The following is a 16,869-nucleotide window of genomic DNA, read 5'->3' as shown; positions in this document are numbered from 1 at the left end:
ATGCGGTATAACTTCTCCGCCAACGATAGACACTAAAAACGGAGGATGATGAAGCATGAAGATATTGGGCGTGACAGGAGTTATATTAATTTGTTTATTAGCTATTTCTGTATTGATGGACATGCTTCAAGGGTTCAGTTTAACAAAAGCCATTTATAACAATATGTCCAGCTTTAAGATGACAACATTTGCGGAATGGGTCGTGCTTTTATTTTTTGTTTTAGTACTTGTGAGAGAAATGTACGTGATCTATAAATCGAAAAAAAAAGAACCCCTAGAGGGGGCGCTTTTTTCAGACAATAATATTGCCGTCTATTGTGTCACTGCTGTGTTTGTTGATGGTCCCTTTAAAAATGCGGTTGCCGATGATTTTAGAATTGGTTGCCGTGTTTGTTTGAATAGCTATCGCAGTGCCCGCGGAGAGGTTATTGATGGTGTTTCCTGAGATGATAGAGCCTGCCGAGCCATTGATATAAATCACAATCGGATTCCCGGCTGTTCTGTTGACTGAAATGGTATTATCAAAAATCTCATGCACACCGGCGCTGATATAGATGGTGACCAAAAGCGGAGATCTCTCTAAGTGGTTGCCGATAATTGAGGTTTTTGCACTTGTGGAGCAATAAATGGGGTAATTTTTGAACTCTTTAAATGTATTGTTTTTGATGATAGCGCCGGCATTGTTTGTGACGGAAACAGAATATGATTCCGGCACTGCTTCAAACGCATCAGGATTCAGTGTATTCCCTTCAATCACCGCGTTCCCTTGAGCAATCCAAATGCCCCGGCTGAATTTTCTCAGGAGATTATCTTTAATGATCATATTTCCGCCGGAAACGTTCACACCGTCAACGACTTGAATGAGACAGTTATTCAGAAAAGCGATGTCATCTGACAGCACTGCGCGAAGACCGATGCTGCGCCTTGTTTCAGACAGTCCGTTTTGAATTTGGTTTCCGTCTACCTTTACGTCGGAGGACTGATAAACCAATATCCCTGTGTTTTCAAAGTTGCTGATTTTGTTGTTCGTCACAAGAACGCTCTTTCCCCTGACATCAATTCCTGTTGAAAATCCGGTAATGAGGTTGCCAGCGATCACTGCATCACTGGACTCTTTTCCTTGTGATACACCGAGTCCGGTTATCCCGACTCTTGGCGCAGCCGCCGCGTCTTCAGGGCGTCTCAGTATATTTCCTTTGATCACTGTTTGCGTCCCATATCCGTAGCTGATTGTATTGTCTGAGTGATTTCCTTCTATTAAAATGCCATACCCGTTAAAATTGGTCACAGAACTTGAAACGTTTCCAACAAAGTGGTTATTGCGAATTGATACATTAATCGGTTCTTCATAATCAACGTCACCTTCGCCATATCCTTCAATGTCAATTCCGAATTTCGGGGCTGTTCCATTCCCCGTTCCGGCATCTTCAATCAAGCATTCCTCCACCGTGACCATGTCACATCCGGTAATGGAAATGTTATTTCTCCTTGACCGCCGAACCTCACAGCGGCGGATGATAATTTGCTCTGACGTTCGATAGTCTTGATTGGTCTTTAATCCCCTTGGGCTGACTATGATCCCATCGCCGGTAAAATCAGAAATTTTCACATCATCAATGACAACATTCGAGCATCCTTCAATACATATGCCAAAGCCCCATTCATGGGTTGATCTTATCCCCGCCGAAGCATACGTATGCTCATCCCGTTCGCCGATAATTTGTCCCCCGGAAATGGTTATATTCTCTTGCTTGCCTACATAAAATGCGGAATAACCCCACGAACTATTCGGTATCACTTTCATGATACATTCGGGGTCCATCATAATCTCAAGGTTGCCGGGAACAATGATCCCCGCGTTTCGAAACTTCTGATTAAGATCTCCGCCAAGCGTTCCGTCTATTAAATATGTTCCCTTTGGAAACCAGACAGTATGATAGCCTTTCGATACAGCTGTACTGAGGCACTGATTAATCCGTTCTGTAGAATCCGTTTTACCATCTCCAGGAACACCGAAATCCGCTGCATTTAATATGAATTCAGCCAATTGCGAGCCTCCTTCTCTATGATTACTATCATGTTACTCACAAAGGCCCGATCTGCTTGTACATTTCTCTAAAATTTTATTAAAAAAATATAAAGGAAGAGTTATGTAAGAAAATCTCACGATAAAAAGTTTAAAAATTAGGAGGAAATCACTATTTTTAGGTATTTATAATTTTTCCAATATGGAACTATTTGAAATGAGTATAAATTATATTGACACAAGTATTATATAAGAATATGATTTTTATAATACACTTTTTTTAGAAAGGGTTTGGCTGACATGGCTTCGATTGATAACGAAAGTATCATTAAAAGCGTCCCGCAAAAAGGGTTCTTTGGTCACCCGCGAGGACTATTTACACTATTTTTCACCGAATTTTGGGAGCGTTTCTCTTACTATGGAATGAGAGCAATCTTACTTTACTATTTGTATACAGAGACGGTAAACGGAGGGCTCGGCTTTGATAAGGGCACTGCGGTTGCCATTATGTCGATTTACGGATCACTCGTATACATGTCCACCATTATTGGCGGATGGCTCGCTGACCGGGTATTCGGTACCGCAAACACCGTGTTTTACGGCGGCATATTCATTATGTTCGGCCACATTGCACTCGCCTATCCGGGCAGCGCGATCGCATTCTATATCAGCATGGTGCTTATTATTGTCGGAACAGGCTTATTAAAACCAAACGTTTCAAGCGTGGTTGGGGATCTTTACACGAAAGAAGACCCGCGCCGCGACTCAGGTTTCAGTATTTTCTACATGGGGATTAACCTCGGTGGTTTACTTGCGCCATTAATTGTCGGAACACTCGGACAGAAGTACAACTATCATCTCGGCTTCGGAGCTGCCGCAGTCGGAATGCTTCTCGGACTTATCGTATTTGCTTTGACAAGGAAGAAAAACCTCGGGCTTGCAGGTTCCAATGTGCCAAATCCGCTGTCTAAAAAATCTGCGATTGGCACCGGAATCGGTGTTATCATCGTGGCGATCGCAGTGATTATCTCTGTACAAACAGGCGTGCTGACGATCAATCGTTTTATCGACCTTGTAAGTATTCTCGGTATTTTGATTCCTGTCATTTATTTCATCATCATGTTTACAAGCAAAAAAGCGGACAGCACAGAAAAATCCCGTCTTGCCGCTTACGTTCCTTTGTTTATCGGTGCTGTCATGTTCTGGGCCATTCAGGAACAGGGAGCGACCATTCTTGCGGTATACGCTGATGAACGCATTAGACTTTCATTGGGCGGATTCGAACTTCAGTCATCATGGTTCCAATCATTAAATCCATTGTTTGTTGTCATTTTTGCGCCAATATTCGCATGGCTCTGGATGAAGCTTGGCAAACGCCAGCCGTCTACACCAGTTAAATTCTCAATCGGAATTATTTTAGCCGGATTGTCTTTTATCATTATGGTATTCCCTGCTATGCAAGGAAAAGAAGCACTCGTAAGCCCGCTTTGGCTCGTTCTCAGCTTCCTGCTTGTCGTGCTTGGAGAGCTGTGCCTGTCTCCAGTCGGTTTATCCGTAACAACGAAACTGGCGCCAGCTGCATTCTCTGCACAGACAATGAGTATGTGGTTTCTGACTAACGCAGCAGCCCAAGCGATCAATGCCCAAGTAGCCGGATTGTTTGATAAAATTCCTGAAACAATGTACTTCGGCACCATCGGTTTGATTTCTATCGTTCTTGGCGGCATTCTCCTGCTGCTCTCGCCGATGATCAAACGCGCGATGAAAGGGGTCTTATAATCAGAAACAGCCCGCGGATTTTGATCTGCGGGCTGTTTTTTTATTGATCCAGCCATTTGCCGAAGCTTTGATCAAAGGCTTCCGGTTCTTCCAGCATCGGCTGATGGCCGCTCCTTTCAAAAATAACCTTATCCACATGGGGATATAAACCGTCAACTGCATCCCATAGCGAAATGGGCGCAACCAAATAATCATATCTCCCTAATCCAATATACACCGGCATACGAACATCAGCTAACCGCTGAATAAGATCAAGCCGGGCAAATGTATTGCCCCATAATTCATCAATGATCGGCATATTCGTGAATACACCGTCCCATAAGGCAGCTGCATGCGGCCGCTCTTGATAAAAGCTTTTCGCTTCAGCGCGAATACACATGTGCACAAAGCGCCTTTCAGGATCTTTGTCGATGTCCTGCGGCAAATTCGCGATGTCTTTTTCAAAGCGTTTCTTTCTCTCAAGACTGGCTGCTTCCATGAAAAATGATTCGCTTTTTCGCTGTCTTTCTTCACTGTTATCAGGCGCAGTATTGAAGAGCGCCACCTTCCGAACTTGTTTGGGATATGTCCTGGCATACTCTAAAGCCATAAAAGCGTGCCCGGAATGTCCCAGGATAGTAACATCCTCAAGCTGAAGAAATGTTCTCATCCTTTCGATATCAGCCAAGACGGCATCAAGCCTCGAATCCTCCGCACGAAGCTCCCGCTTAGGCTTAGCAAATCCCCTATGGTCGACAAAGACCCATTGATATTTCTGTTTGATATCTGAGGAAAAAAGGCGCGGATAGTAAACCGCACTCCCGATCACAAGGATGGGTGCACCCTCGCCCTCAATTCGATAAGCTAAATCAAAGCCGTCCGAATGACAGATCCCCGCACGTTCCATTTTTCACGCCCCCTTTGTTTTCATTATATAAAAAAAGCCTGACGCATTGCGTCAGGCTATCGATATTACCGCTTTAAATCTTCCAGGGTCTTTTCCCATCTGCCCAGCACCTCTTCAGCGCTATGAAGCTGTATACGGACACCAGAAGTCAAATCAGCGTATTTCGCAACGTCCTCCTTCACTGAAACGATGCGGCAGGAAAAACGGTCTCTATCATATTCGGCATCTTTCAAAGGCGGTAAAGGCGCGCATTCAAGCTTTACATAATAGGCCGCTCCCTTCCACCATGCCGTGAACTGTGCTTTTCCTGTACGAAGGATGTTGGCCGAAGTCATTGTGTTTTTCCACAGAGCGATTCGGATATCAGTTCGGCTCAGCGCGATGATTTCACCTGCACTGATCATAGCGGCATGCGGCCAGCCATCCTCTGATACTGTTTGCAGAACGAAGGCCTCATGCTGCTTCTCATTCAGGCAGCTCCCGTCAAGCAGCTCAAAGAGACGGTCTGACATACAGTTCACGCGGATCAAGCCTTTCGTTCCGGCACCGCCGGAACTTCAATTGCTGTTTCTGTTTCCTTTGGATCAATTTTAAACGCTGGATTGTATTTTTCGGGATTTGTAATGCTTTCCGGTTCACAGGATCTCCATGTAAAAAAGCATGTTTGGCACTGATAAACTTCCCATGCGCCTTCTACAGGCGATTTGCTCATGACTTCTCCCTTTTTTGAGTCACATCGAGGACATGTATGCATTTCGAACATCCTTTCCTTATTTATTCATTAAGTCCATTAGTTTTTGTTCCCATTCTTTCGTTGTTAGCGGAGAATCAAGCGGCTGTGAATAATGGCCTCTTGTTTCCGGCGCAACCGGTGTAGTGGCGTCAAGAATCATTTTGTGAGTGATTCCTGATGGATTGGATCCCGGATCAAGCGGCAGGACAGATAAGTCCGGAATGATGACCGCATCGTGTTTCGGATGCATTTTGGTCGAAAGCGCCCACATGACCTGCGGAAGGTTGAATGGATCGACATCCTCATCAACGACAATGACCATTTTGCAATAGCCAAGTCCGTGCGGCGTTGTGAGTGCACGCATGCCGACCGCTTTCGCAAATCCGCCATAGCGGGTTTTTGTGGAAACAATCGCGATTAAACCGTGTGTGTACATGGCGTTCACTGCCACAATTTCGTTCGGATACGCTTCTTTTAACTGCTGATAAAGCGGCACGCATGTGTTAATGCCGATCATGTAATCGCATTCTGTCCAAGGCATGCCTAAGTATAAATGTTCAAAGATCGGATTGTTTCTGTGATAGACGCGTTTAATTTTAATAATCGGCATGCTGCGTCCGCCGGAATAATGGCCTGTGAATTCACCGAACGGCCCTTCATATTCGCGCTCTCCAGCAATGATCTCACCTTCAAGCACCACTTCAGCGCCCCACGGAACATCAAGATCAGACAACTTTGATTTGACGATGCGATATGGTTCGCCTTGAATCGCACCTGCCATTTCGTATTCTGATTGATCATAGAGAAGCGGAGTCGATGCCGCCGTTGTAATGACCGGCTCACAGCCGAGTGCAATGGTGACCGGAAGATTGATGCCGCGTTCTTCAGCTTGGCGCAGATGGATTGCAATATCGTGCTGCGGGACAGGCTGAATGCCGAGACGGTCTTTTCCTTTGACCTGCATTCTGTAAATGCCGACATTTTGTTTGCCGAAGTTGTCAGGGTCCTCAAGATCACGGGAAATAACACACGCTTTGTCTAGATAGTAGCCTCCGTCTCCTTGGTTTATTCTGAAAAGAGGCAGTATATCGAACAAATTGATATCTTCTGTGATTTCATTTTCATGAAATGGCGCTGTTTCCTCACGTTTGACCGGCATCGGAAACTGGTCATAACGCTTTGCGAATTCAAAAAACTGTTCTTTTACCGGTGTGTCTTTCGGCATGCCCAGCATCATGGCATGGTTTGGCCAAGAGCCGATGACATTCATCGCAATTCGCGCGTTATGATAGCCGTAAATGTTGTTAAATAAGAGCGCGGGGCTTTTATCGCCAAGATTGCTGGCTGCCCGTGCGGCGGCCCCTAAATCCGGTTCCGGCTTTACCTCTTCATTCACTGTAAGCAGCTGTCCTTCTTTTTCAAGGGCTGCGAGAAATTCTCTGAAATCTTGATAAGCCATGATCAAGCTCCTCCTTTTTGTTTTTCAATCCCATTCCAGCGTTTCGCTTCAGGAAGCCGAATGCCGAATTGGTCCAACGTTCTGAATACAATATGGTCAACCATTTCCTCTAAGCTGCTCGGCTGATTATAAAATGCCGGCATCGGAGGAAGAATGATGGTGCCCATTTTCGTAAGCGCTAGCATATTTTCGAGATGTATTTGGTTCAAAGGCGTCTCTCTCGTTAAGAGGACGAGTTTTTTTCTCTCCTTGAGCATGACATCCGCCGCACGTGTCAGCAGATTATCCGCCATTCCGGTGCGAATGCTTGCGAGAGATTTCATGCTGCACGGCGCAACAATCATTCCATCGGTATCAAACGACCCGCTTGAAATGGCTGCCGCCTGATCCTTATGTGAGTAAGTGTATGTGGCCAGTTGTTCTACTTCTTGTAAGGTATAGCCTGTTTCGTGTTTGATCGTGACGTTTGCCCAAGGAGACACAACGAGATGGGTTTCCACTCCGGCGGCCTTCAGCCACTGCAGCAGCCTGACCCCGAAAATGGCCCCTGTTGCCCCTGTCATTCCGACAACGAGTTTCACTTTGCCCCCTCCTTTACGCTTGAATTCTGCTTTCATTTCAATCATACTCCTGATATATCCATATGAAAAATATCTATTAAATCTATATTTAATACCTAAAAGGTATGATAAGGAGGCGCTTTCTTTTGGATATTCGCCAGCTTCGATACTTCATTACCATTGCCCAAGAACAGAAAATTACGTCCGCAGCCAAAAAGCTTCACATGGCGCAGCCGCCTTTAAGCAGGCAGCTCAAACAGCTGGAGGACGAACTTGGTGTTGTTCTGTTTGACCGTAACAAGAAAAAACAAATGACTCTTACATATGAAGGAGCTGTTTTTCTAAAAAGAGCAAAAGAGATTCTGCATAGGTTTGAAGATGCAGTCATTGAGGTACAGGAGCTGAAGGAGGAAGTAGCCGGCACACTTGCCGTGGGATCAACGATTTATTGCGCGGCTCTGATGCTTGAAAAAGTAACACAGATCAAAGAGAGATACCCCCATCTCACCTTTAATATTTGGGAAAATGAGCCCGCGACACTGTTGGAACTGCTGGAAAGCCGGCAAATCGATGCGGCGGTCACGACAACACTGATCAAAAGTGACACAGTACAATTCAAGCAGCTTGATGACATTCCATGTGTGCTCGTGCTTTCAGATGAAGCCGGATATCCGTGCGGAGACACCATTAAGATGGAGGACATTCCTTCATTTCCGCTGATCCTGCTGAGGCCTGTCAACGGAAAAGGCGTCTATAATCAGGTCATGAATGAATTTCATCGTTTGAACCTGGAGCCGCGCATTGTTTGTGAATGCCACGACTCTGCAACTTTGCTCAGCCTCGTGTCATCCGGATTCGGCGCGTCTATTTTGCCTGTCACAATGATTCCCGTTCATATGAGAAATCACGTTCACACCGTTCATATCGAAAATAATCCCTTCATTATGACACCGGCTGTCATGTGGAGAACGGACAGTTATTTGCCTAAACCGGCACAGCAATTTTTGGATTTATTTTAAAAGATTTTGCCTTATGAAAACCAATTACTTGACTCATACTAAAAAAAAGTTATCCTTTAGATTTGTAAGCTATTTTTTTATTTCAATAAAATCAACCAGAAAAGTGGGGAATAAGATGAAAAAAGCATTATTGGCTTTATTCATGGTCGTAAGTATTGCAGCTCTTGCAGCTTGCGGAGCAGGAAATGACAATCAGTCAAAAGATAATGCCAAAGATGGCGATCTTTGGGCTTCAATTAAGAAAAAAGGTGTGCTCACAGTCGGAACGGAAGGAACATATGAGCCGTTCACTTACCACGACAAAGACACTGATAAACTGACTGGCTATGATGTCGAAGTTATCACAGAAGTCGCAAAACGCCTCGGGCTTAAAGTCGACTTTAAGGAAACACAGTGGGACAGTATGTTTGCCGGCCTTAATTCCAAACGGTTTGACGTTGTTGCCAACCAAGTCGGAAAAACAGATCGTGAAGACAAATATGATTTCTCAGATAAATACACAACATCAAGAGCCGTTGTCGTAACGAAAAAAGACAACAACGATATTAAGTCTGAAGCAGATGTAAAAGGAAAAACGTCAGCTCAATCACTGACAAGCAACTACAACAAATTAGCTACAAATGCCGGCGCTAAAGTAGAAGGCGTTGAAGGCATGGCGCAGGCCCTTCAAATGATCCAGCAAGGCCGTGTCGATATGACATACAACGATAAGCTTGCCGTATTGAACTACTTAAAAACATCTGGCAATAAAAACGTGAAAATCGCGTTTGAAACAGGTGATCCTCAGTCAACATATTTCACGTTCCGTAAAGGAAGCGGCGAGGTTGTTGATCAAGTCAACAAAGCATTAAAAGAAATGAAAGAGGACGGGACTCTTTCTAAAATATCTAAAAAATGGTTCGGCGAAGATGTTTCTAAATAATCTGCCGGCATTGACGCTTGGCACGGCGATCCCGTGGGATCTGGTGCAGCAGTCATTCTGGCCGATACTTTCAGGGGGAATCTACTATACGATTCCCCTTACGATTCTTTCCTTTATATTCGGAATGATCCTGGCGCTGATTACGGCGCTTGCCAGAATGTCGAAAGTGAGACCTTTGAGATGGGTGTTCAGCGTATACGTATCCGCAATACGCGGCACTCCTCTTCTCGTTCAATTGTTCATCATTTTCTATCTGTTCCCGGCCTTTAACGTCACATTAGATCCATTTCCAAGCGCAGTTATCGCCTTTTCTTTAAACGTCGGCGCCTATGCATCTGAAATCATTCGGGCATCTATTTTATCCGTGCCGAAAGGGCAATGGGAAGCCGGCTACACAATTGGCATGACACATCAAAAAACGCTGTTCCGCGTCATTTTGCCGCAGGCGTTTCGTGTGTCGATCCCGCCATTATCCAATACCTTTATCAGCCTGATTAAAGATACATCCCTCGCCTCTCAAATTCTGGTCGCTGAGCTGTTCAGAAAAGCCCAGGAAATCGGCGCGCGGAATCTTGATCAAATTTTAGTGATCTATATTGAAGCAGCCTTTATTTATTGGATTATCTGCTTCCTGCTCTCACTCGTCCAGCATGTCATCGAACGGCGTCTTGACCGCTACGTGGCCAAATAAGGAGGTTCCGAGTATGCTTACCGTTAAAGGATTAAACAAATCATTCGGTGAAAATGAAATTTTAAAAAAGATAGATATGAAGATTGAAAAAGGAAAAGTCATCGCCATACTTGGGCCTTCAGGTTCAGGGAAAACGACGCTGCTCCGCTGCCTGAACGCTCTGGAGATCCCGAATCGCGGAGAGCTTGCATTTGATGATTTCTCCATCGATTTCTCCAAAAAGGTGAAACAGGCGGATATCCTAAAGCTTCGCCGAAAATCCGGAATGGTGTTTCAGGCGTATCACCTGTTCCCGCACCGCACAGCCCTCGAAAACGTGATGGAGGGCCCTGTTCAGGTGCAAAAACGAAACAAAGAGGAAGTCAAAAAAGAAGCGATTCAGCTTCTTGATAAAGTCGGATTGAAGGACAAAATGGATTTATATCCGTTCCAGCTTTCCGGCGGCCAGCAGCAGCGCGTCGGCATCGCCCGCGCACTGGCGATTCAGCCTGAGCTCATGCTATTTGACGAACCGACCTCAGCGCTTGATCCCGAGCTTGTCGGAGAGGTGCTGAAGGTTATCAAGGACTTGGCCAATGAAGGCTGGACCATGGTCGTCGTGACCCACGAAATCAAGTTCGCACAGGAAGTTGCGGATGAAGTCATCTTCATCGACGGCGGCGTTATCGTGGAGCAAGGACCGCCGGAGCAAATTTTCTCCGCACCAAAAGAAGAACGGACACAGCGGTTCTTGAACCGGATTTTGAACCCGCTGTAATAAGAAAAACAGGGCGCCTGCGCCCTGTTACAGATTGTTGATAAAATCCTAAAACGATTTTCGTTTTAGGATTTGTCATTTTCAGCGTGATTGAAAACCTTTGAAGTCTAGGAAGGGCGAGCATTGGAGCACAGCGAATGTTAAATTCGTGAGCACCGAAGCGCAGGCCTGACAACGAATGCAAGGGTTTTCCAACACGCTGAAACAGGGCGACCGCGGCGGCCCTGTTTTTTTGTTGAGCTCCTTTCGCCTATTCCGCCCTTCTGTCAGATGTGCTACAATGACAATCGACTGATTTTTACGAAAGAAGGGACCTCACGTGAAGCAAGAACTTGTTCTGCGCTGGACATTTTATTTTGCCGGTTTGATCATTTTGGCTTTTGGTGTATCCCTGACGATAGAAGGAAAAGCACTCGGCATTAGTCCGTGGGATGCATTTCATTACAGCCTGTTTCAGCACTTCGGGCTTACCGTCGGCCAGTGGTCCATCATTATTGGAGCGCTCATCATCGGATTCACGTCATTGTTTACGAGGGCTTGGCCGAAAATTGGGGCCCTCCTGAATATGGTGCTCATTGGTGTATTTATAGATTTTTTCAATTTCATTCTGCCTGCCCCCTCGACCTACACAGGCTCGGTCATCGTCTTCTCTCTCGGCGTAGTGCTGATCGGTTACGGCGTCGGTGTTTATGTATCAGCAGGCCTTGGCGCGGGGCCGCGTGATTCACTGATGATGCTGATTACAGAAAAAACCGGATGGAATGTGCAATGGGTGCGGAACGGCATGGAATTAACCATTTTGTTTGCGGCATGGGGCATGGGCGGCCCGATCGGTTTTGGCACCATCTTGACCGCCATCCTCACCGGACTTATTTTGCGCTTTTCATTGCCCCAGTCAATCCAGTTGCTGAATTATGCTGTGGCAAGGCGGACAGCCGCTGTGAAAGCATCTCCGCCTGTACACTAAAACAAAGCCGCCTTGGCTTTGTTTTTTTATTTTCTCCTCTATATGAGTCTTGTTGAAGTATGATAGGATGGTTTTGACAATCTTTTGCAGACGGAGGATCTAGAATGAAGATTTACGGAATTTATATGGACCGCCCGCTTTCACAGGAAGAAAATGAACGGTTCATGTCTTTCATATCACCTGAAAAACGGGAGAAATGCCGGAGATTTTATCATAAAGAAGATGCTCACCGCACCCTGCTGGGAGATGTGCTCGTTCGCTCAGTCATAAGCAGGCAGTATCAGTTGGACAAATCCGATATCCGCTTTAGCACGCAGGAATACGGGAAGCCGTGCATCCCTGATCTTCCCGACGCTCATTTCAACATTTCTCACTCCGGCCGCTGGGTCATTTGCGCGTTTGATTCACAGCCGATCGGCATAGATATCGAAAAAACGAAACCGATCAGCCTTGAGATCGCCAAGCGCTTCTTTTCAAAAACAGAGTACAGCGATCTTTTAGCAAAAGACAAGGACGAGCAGACAGACTATTTTTATCATCTATGGTCAATGAAAGAAAGCTTTATCAAACAGGAAGGCAAAGGCTTATCGCTTCCGCTTGATTCCTTTTCAGTGCGCCTGCATCAGGACGGACAAGTATCCATTGAGCTTCCGGACAGCCATTCCCCATGCTATATCAAAACGTTTGAGGTCGATCCCGACTACAAAATGGCTGTATGCGCCGCACACCCTGATTTCCCCGAGGATATCACAATGGTCTCGTACGAAGAGCTTTTATAAATGGCTCATCAACAGCTTGACACCGCGCTCAATATCTTCCGTTTTCACATTGGAAATATTGATTTTTAATAGATTTTCTTTCTGATAATCTGATAAATAATGACGGTCTATCGCCTCAAGGGTCACCCCTTGTTTTTTCAGTCTATGAATCACTCTTGAGGCGGGCAGATCCTGAGGAAGCACCAAATGGGTGTGCATACAGGGTGCCTGCCCGCTGGAGAACGTAAAGCGGCCGCTTCCCAGCTGCCTGTGTGTTTGAATGGCTTGATGTAGCCTCAGCGACCGCTCTTTATAAGAATCTCTGATTTTCTCCTTATGCCTGCCGTACATACCGCTTTTCAGGTAAATCTCCAATGCTGCTTGAGAAATCATCGAACAGTCGATGTCGTTCAGCTTTTTGTACGCATAGAACGTGTCAGTCAGCGCTTCGGGCAAAACAGCCGCCCCCACGCGAAGGCCGGGGAACATCATTTTCGAGAAGCTTTTCAAATAGATGACATGTGTGGACAGATCATATGCGTACAGCGGATCTGCCTTTTTATTTTCCTCCAGATCACCGAGGTAATCATCCTCAACGAGATAGACATCATACGCTTCTGCCAGTCTCACAAGCTCCTGTTTATCACGCTCTGACAAAGAGCAGCCAAGCGGGTTATGGAAGCGGGGCATCGTATAAAAAAATTTAATCGATTCTGTTTGAAATAACCGCTCAACCTCGGCTATATCAAGCCCTTCTTCCGTTCGTTTCACCCCGATGGCGGGAATCCCAAGCGTCTCAAGCTGTTCGACCATCAAATGGTAGCCCGGCTGTTCAATGGCGATCTTTTCTTTCCCATTTGGAAATGGCATGGCACAAAGCAGAGATAACGCCTGCTGGACACCTGATGTAATGAAAATATGCCGTTCATCCGCAAATACCTGCTGATTGGCCAAGAGCTTTCGGAGTACACGGATGAGTGATGGAAGCCCCTTTGGCGTCCCATAAATAAACAAATCGTTTTTGTATGTATCAATCGCTTTGTTGATACAGTGCTGAAAATCAAGATACGGAAACACATCTGGGTCCGGCGCAGATGTGGCAAAGTCGATGGAACCCTGCTGCCCGCTTTTGGCTTTTCCTGTCTTTTTCACAATATAATAGCCGCTTTTCGGAACAGAATAGATAAGGTGGCGCTTTTCCAGCTCCTGCAGCGCGCGGATCACTGTGCTTTTGCTGACTTGGTAGCGGGCGGACATCTGACGGATAGATGGAAGCCTGTCTCCTTCTTGATAGGCGGTGCTTTGCATCATCTCCTCTATCCTCGTTACTAGACTCATATATTTCTCCATGCCTTCTCCCCCTGTTTTGTACCGGTACAGTTCATTGTTTTTCTCATTGTACCGTTCTGACCGCGGCCATACAATAAAGAGAGCGACCGGCGCTGCAATTCAGGTAAAGGAGCACTTCCCATTATGGTTAAACATCAGCAAGCCTCCGCTTATACGGCGGCTATCTTATATTCGTTCATTATCGGTTTATCCTTTCTATTCGTAAAAATCGCACTGCAAACAGCAGAGCCGTTTGATATTTTGGCGCATCGGTTCACCATTGCGTTTGCTGCGGCCACTGTACCGATCTTATTCGGCTGGGTAAAGCTATCAATCCGCGTAAAGGACGTCATTGCCATTTTGCCGCTCGCCCTGCTGTATCCCGCGTTATTTTTCAGCTTTCAGGCATTCGGCCTTGTGTACTCTTCCTCCTCTGAAGCGGGAATTATTCAGGCAGCCATTCCGATTTTCACGATGGTCTTTGCCGCTTATGTTTTAAAGGAACGCCCAACGTGGACGCAAAAGGGGTTCACGGTTTTATCCGTTGCCAGCGTCATGTTTATTTTTGTGATGAAAGGCGTTGACGTGGAATCAGCCAGCTTAAAAGGGTCTTTGCTGATCCTTTTGTCCGCTTTGTCTTCAGCGATGTACAATACTGCTGCCAGAAAAATGACGCAGCGGTTCAAGCTGACCGAGCTCACCTACATCATGTCAGCCATCGGCTTTGTCGTCTTCAACGCCATCGCCCTTGTGCGTCACGGAGCGGCGGGAACAGTCGGCACTTATTTTCTGCCGTTCCGGGAGCCCGGCTTCGTTCTCGCCATTGTGTATTTGGGCGTGCTGTCTTCACTCGTCACTTCATTTCTGTCTAACTATACGCTGTCGCGAATTGAGGCGTTTAAAATGAGTGCTTTTAATCATGTATCTACCATTGTGACGATGATTGCAGGAGTTGTAATTCTCAACGAAAGCCTGGCCTGGTATCATCTTGCCGGAGCTGTTTGTATTATGATTGGCGTGGTGGGGAGCAATATCAATCTGGAGAAAAAAACAAAGCGCCCTGGTATGCCTGCAAAAAAATGAGAAATTATGCTAGACTGAAAGGAAAAACATGGTTAGAGGTGTAGGTTTACCGTATGGTTCAATATGCTAGTGAAAGTATCAATCTTCCAGGAGAAATCACTTTTAAGGATGTAAGAGAAATCTTTTTTTATCAAATCGCAAAATTATCATGTTTTTACTTTCTGTTGTTTTGCGCCATATTTGCTGCAGTTAACTTCATTAACGGATGGCCCCGTATCGTTTATGGCAGTGACGCGCTTAACTTGTTTATGAACAGTATGTTGATTATCGTGATGTCCGTTCTGTTTACACTTCTGCTCCTCCTTCTTCTATATGTGAAGTTTTCCAGAGCATACAAGAAGAACGAACGGATGAAATCTAAAAGAACATATACTCTGAACCAAGAAGGAATTCGTATATGTTCTAAAAAATATGACCTCATTTTCAATTGGGATGAAATCACAGCTGTTTTCGAATATAAAAATATCTTCAGGGTCAATACATCAAGCGGCCAATATATTGCGATCCCAAAACGTTTTTTTCATTCCAAAGAGGAAGTGAACAGATTCAAGGAGATTATCCTTAAAAATACCGAAACAAAAAAACTCAAATTTAAAAAGGATCAGCATTGACAGTGCTGATCCTTTTATATTGATTGGTGGGTTTCTTTTGCCTTTTGTTTATCTAAAAACGGCACCAGCTCTATTACAGCCGATAAACCCACAAACACGATGCACACAGCGACAATCAGCAAATAACCATGAGTCATGTCAAAAAACAAACCGCCCGCATACACGCTGAGAGCTCCGGCAACCTGATGGATAAAGAAATTGATGCCTAACAGCGATCCGATCAATCCTGTTTGATAGCTTTCCGAAATTGACGCCGCGGTCAGCGGGATCACGCCTGTGTAACTGAGTCCAAATAACAGGATAAAGCCAAAATACCAAAGTTCGCTGTGATGAATTCCGAGAATGGGAATGAGCAGGCAAATGAGGCTGAGCAGCCGAATGAAAAATAAGATGGATAGCATGACGCTTCTGCTGCCGAGGAGATCGGACAGCCAGCCCGCCAATAATCCGCCAATGATGATAAATGCTCCGAACGCGGCCATCATTCCGTTGACATGAGAGACATGCGCATCCTTCAGTATCGGGACGAGGTGAGCATCAATAATTCCCATCGTAAATCCGCAAGTAAACACGCCAAAGTACAGGATATGAATGAGGCGGGATTGCTTCATCACGTTCCAAAATCCCCGCCAATCATAAGATTTTTTCACAGACTCTGCTTGCGCATGTGGCGGGTGCTTCATCCCAAAGACGAGGAGCGGCAGCAGAACAGCCGCCATGACGATTCCCAAAATCGTATAGGTGCTCTGCCAGCCGGCATGATACGGAGCCGCAGCCCAAATGGGCGAGAGAAGCAGCAGGCCCGCAGAGTTGGCATTGGTCAAAATAGTAAGCGCCAGACCTTTGTGTGTGTCAAACCAACGGCTGATGAAATACTGGGTCGTCACGCCGACCGCGCAGGAATAGCCGATTCCGCCAAGCACACCGTAAATGGCGGAAAACACATGAACATTCGGTGAATAAGGAAGCACCAAAAAGCTTGCGCTGATGCAGACAGCTCCAAGCGCCATAATTTTTCTGACACTGAAACGGTCGATGAAAAAACCGACAAAAAACTGGACGATGCCGGTTGTGATCATAAAAATGCTGACAGAAACCGAGATCAGCGACCTGTCGGCATGGAAGGCATCCGCCATTGGCAGCATAAAAAATTGAAAGGAATTTCTGAATGAGTTCATTCCGATGGCGAAAACAAACGTAAACAGCAATACAAACCATTTCATCCTGGGAGACGTGCGCATGTTTCGACCTGCCTTTGTTTGAGTATTTCGACTATTATACCATGCAAA

17 protein-coding genes and 1 pseudogene are annotated in these 16,869 nt (G+C 45.7%); 10 read left to right on the top strand and 8 right to left on the bottom strand.

What is annotated here, in order from left to right; all coding sequences use genetic code 11:
* Positions 1–55 precede the first annotated feature (55 nt).
* A pseudogene (locus tag AC0OMU_RS13075) lies at positions 56–274 on the top strand (YczF family membrane protein); the annotation flags it as partial.
* Positions 275–292: 18 nt separating this feature from the next.
* Here the strand turns inward: AC0OMU_RS13075 and AC0OMU_RS13070 are convergent.
* Positions 293–2,047 carry a right-handed parallel beta-helix repeat-containing protein gene (locus tag AC0OMU_RS13070; RefSeq protein WP_047182083.1) on the bottom strand — a complete coding sequence of 585 codons (1,755 nt, stop codon included), beginning with the start codon at positions 2,045–2,047 and terminating at the stop codon, positions 293–295.
* Between the two features lie 279 nt (positions 2,048–2,326).
* On the opposite strand from AC0OMU_RS13070, the gene AC0OMU_RS13065 reads away from it, so the two are divergent.
* Positions 2,327–3,805, top strand: a complete 1,479-nt coding sequence (locus AC0OMU_RS13065) for a peptide MFS transporter (protein ID WP_015482789.1) — start codon at positions 2,327–2,329, stop codon at positions 3,803–3,805.
* 40 nt (positions 3,806–3,845) lie between these two features.
* On the opposite strand, the gene AC0OMU_RS13060 is transcribed toward AC0OMU_RS13065, so the two are convergent.
* The 5 genes from AC0OMU_RS13060 to AC0OMU_RS13040 form a co-directional block, all read right to left on the bottom strand.
* Positions 3,846–4,691 carry an alpha/beta hydrolase gene (locus AC0OMU_RS13060; RefSeq protein WP_327830917.1) on the bottom strand — a complete coding sequence of 282 codons (846 nt, stop codon included), beginning with the start codon at positions 4,689–4,691 and terminating at the stop codon, positions 3,846–3,848.
* 65 nt (positions 4,692–4,756) lie between these two features.
* Positions 4,757–5,221: a pyridoxamine 5'-phosphate oxidase family protein gene (locus AC0OMU_RS13055; RefSeq protein WP_015482788.1), complete on the bottom strand. Its 465-nt coding sequence runs from the start codon at positions 5,219–5,221 to the stop codon at positions 4,757–4,759.
* Complete coding sequence (gene bsdD / locus AC0OMU_RS13050; protein ID WP_010886405.1) at positions 5,218–5,445, bottom strand: phenolic acid decarboxylase subunit BsdD; 228 nt, start codon at positions 5,443–5,445, stop codon at positions 5,218–5,220. The genes AC0OMU_RS13055 and bsdD overlap by 4 nt, the downstream gene beginning before the upstream one ends.
* Before the next feature lie 16 nt (positions 5,446–5,461).
* Positions 5,462–6,883: a phenolic acid decarboxylase BsdC gene (gene bsdC / locus AC0OMU_RS13045; RefSeq protein WP_003234529.1), complete on the bottom strand. Its 1,422-nt coding sequence runs from the start codon at positions 6,881–6,883 to the stop codon at positions 5,462–5,464.
* Between the two features lie 2 nt (positions 6,884–6,885).
* On the bottom strand, positions 6,886–7,500 hold the full coding sequence (locus AC0OMU_RS13040; protein ID WP_014478815.1) for a non-oxidative hydroxyarylic acid decarboxylases subunit B: 615 nt from the start codon (positions 7,498–7,500) through the stop codon (positions 6,886–6,888).
* 89 nt (positions 7,501–7,589) lie between these two features.
* Here AC0OMU_RS13040 and bsdA point away from each other — a divergent pair, with 89 nt between their 5' ends.
* The 6 genes from bsdA to AC0OMU_RS13010 all read left to right on the top strand — a co-directional run bounded on the left by bsdA (position 7,590) and on the right by AC0OMU_RS13010 (position 12,578).
* On the top strand, positions 7,590–8,462 hold the full coding sequence (gene bsdA / locus AC0OMU_RS13035; protein ID WP_003234533.1) for a transcriptional regulator BsdA: 873 nt from the start codon (positions 7,590–7,592) through the stop codon (positions 8,460–8,462).
* A 115-nt stretch (positions 8,463–8,577) separates the two neighbouring features.
* A complete protein-coding gene (gene tcyA / locus AC0OMU_RS13030; RefSeq protein WP_015382752.1) occupies positions 8,578–9,384 on the top strand; it encodes a cystine ABC transporter substrate-binding lipoprotein TcyA in 807 nt (268 codons plus the stop codon).
* Complete coding sequence (tcyB, locus tag AC0OMU_RS13025) at positions 9,371–10,075, top strand: cystine ABC transporter permease TcyB (protein WP_003234541.1); 705 nt, start codon at positions 9,371–9,373, stop codon at positions 10,073–10,075. Before tcyA ends, tcyB begins: the two co-directional genes overlap by 14 nt.
* A gap of 13 nt (positions 10,076–10,088) precedes the next feature.
* Positions 10,089–10,832, top strand: coding sequence for a cystine ABC transporter ATP-binding protein TcyC (gene tcyC / locus AC0OMU_RS13020; protein WP_047182080.1), 744 nt, complete (start codon positions 10,089–10,091; stop codon positions 10,830–10,832).
* A gap of 319 nt (positions 10,833–11,151) precedes the next feature.
* The gene (locus tag AC0OMU_RS13015) at positions 11,152–11,799 is read left to right on the top strand and encodes a YczE/YyaS/YitT family protein (protein ID WP_322840160.1); all 648 of its coding nucleotides are present in this window, start codon (positions 11,152–11,154) and stop codon (positions 11,797–11,799) included.
* A 104-nt stretch (positions 11,800–11,903) separates the two neighbouring features.
* Complete coding sequence (locus tag AC0OMU_RS13010; RefSeq protein WP_181218216.1) at positions 11,904–12,578, top strand: 4'-phosphopantetheinyl transferase; 675 nt, start codon at positions 11,904–11,906, stop codon at positions 12,576–12,578.
* Here AC0OMU_RS13010 and AC0OMU_RS13005 read toward each other — a convergent pair.
* A complete protein-coding gene (locus AC0OMU_RS13005; protein ID WP_474241229.1) occupies positions 12,573–13,907 on the bottom strand; it encodes an aminotransferase-like domain-containing protein in 1,335 nt (444 codons plus the stop codon). The two genes, AC0OMU_RS13010 and AC0OMU_RS13005, sit on opposite strands and share 6 nt — an antisense overlap.
* A gap of 123 nt (positions 13,908–14,030) precedes the next feature.
* Here AC0OMU_RS13005 and AC0OMU_RS13000 point away from each other — a divergent pair, with 123 nt between their 5' ends.
* Both AC0OMU_RS13000 and AC0OMU_RS12995 read left to right on the top strand, forming a co-directional pair.
* Positions 14,031–14,969, top strand: coding sequence for a DMT family transporter (locus AC0OMU_RS13000; RefSeq protein ID WP_322840162.1), 939 nt, complete (start codon positions 14,031–14,033; stop codon positions 14,967–14,969).
* 53 nt (positions 14,970–15,022) lie between these two features.
* Positions 15,023–15,580 (top strand): YcxB family protein, encoded by a 558-nt coding sequence (locus AC0OMU_RS12995; protein ID WP_015382748.1) that lies wholly within the window; start codon positions 15,023–15,025, stop codon positions 15,578–15,580.
* Between the two features lie 14 nt (positions 15,581–15,594).
* Here the strand turns inward: AC0OMU_RS12995 and AC0OMU_RS12990 are convergent, their stop codons facing one another.
* On the bottom strand, positions 15,595–16,821 hold the full coding sequence (locus AC0OMU_RS12990) for an MFS transporter (protein WP_474221852.1): 1,227 nt from the start codon (positions 16,819–16,821) through the stop codon (positions 15,595–15,597).
* Positions 16,822–16,869: the final 48 nt, after the last annotated feature.

Source organism: Bacillus sp. FAU18 (assembly GCF_056033885.1).
This window is presented reverse-complemented; position numbering and strand designations above follow the sequence as displayed.

Excerpts from the sequence above, each read along its gene's own strand:
- bsdC (WP_003234529.1), bottom strand. The coding sequence starts at position 6,883 with ATGGCTTATCAAGATTTCAGAGAATTTCTCGCAGCCCTTGAAAAAGAA.
- AC0OMU_RS12990 (WP_474221852.1), bottom strand. The coding sequence starts at position 16,821 with ATGCGCACGTCTCCCAGGATGAAATGGTTTGTATTGCTGTTTACGTTT.
- tcyA (WP_015382752.1), top strand. The coding sequence starts at position 8,578 with ATGAAAAAAGCATTATTGGCTTTATTCATGGTCGTAAGTATTGCAGCT.
- AC0OMU_RS13065 (WP_015482789.1), top strand. The coding sequence starts at position 2,327 with ATGGCTTCGATTGATAACGAAAGTATCATTAAAAGCGTCCCGCAAAAA.
- tcyB (WP_003234541.1), top strand. The coding sequence starts at position 9,371 with ATGTTTCTAAATAATCTGCCGGCATTGACGCTTGGCACGGCGATCCCG.
- AC0OMU_RS13060 (WP_327830917.1), bottom strand. The coding sequence starts at position 4,691 with ATGGAACGTGCGGGGATCTGTCATTCGGACGGCTTTGATTTAGCTTAT.
- AC0OMU_RS13000 (WP_322840162.1), top strand. The coding sequence starts at position 14,031 with ATGGTTAAACATCAGCAAGCCTCCGCTTATACGGCGGCTATCTTATAT.
- AC0OMU_RS13005 (WP_474241229.1), bottom strand. The coding sequence starts at position 13,907 with ATGGAGAAATATATGAGTCTAGTAACGAGGATAGAGGAGATGATGCAA.
- AC0OMU_RS13010 (WP_181218216.1), top strand. The coding sequence starts at position 11,904 with ATGAAGATTTACGGAATTTATATGGACCGCCCGCTTTCACAGGAAGAA.
- bsdD (WP_010886405.1), bottom strand. The coding sequence starts at position 5,445 with ATGCATACATGTCCTCGATGTGACTCAAAAAAGGGAGAAGTCATGAGC.
- AC0OMU_RS12995 (WP_015382748.1), top strand. The coding sequence starts at position 15,023 with ATGGTTCAATATGCTAGTGAAAGTATCAATCTTCCAGGAGAAATCACT.
- AC0OMU_RS13040 (WP_014478815.1), bottom strand. The coding sequence starts at position 7,500 with ATGAAAGCAGAATTCAAGCGTAAAGGAGGGGGCAAAGTGAAACTCGTT.
- tcyC (WP_047182080.1), top strand. The coding sequence starts at position 10,089 with ATGCTTACCGTTAAAGGATTAAACAAATCATTCGGTGAAAATGAAATT.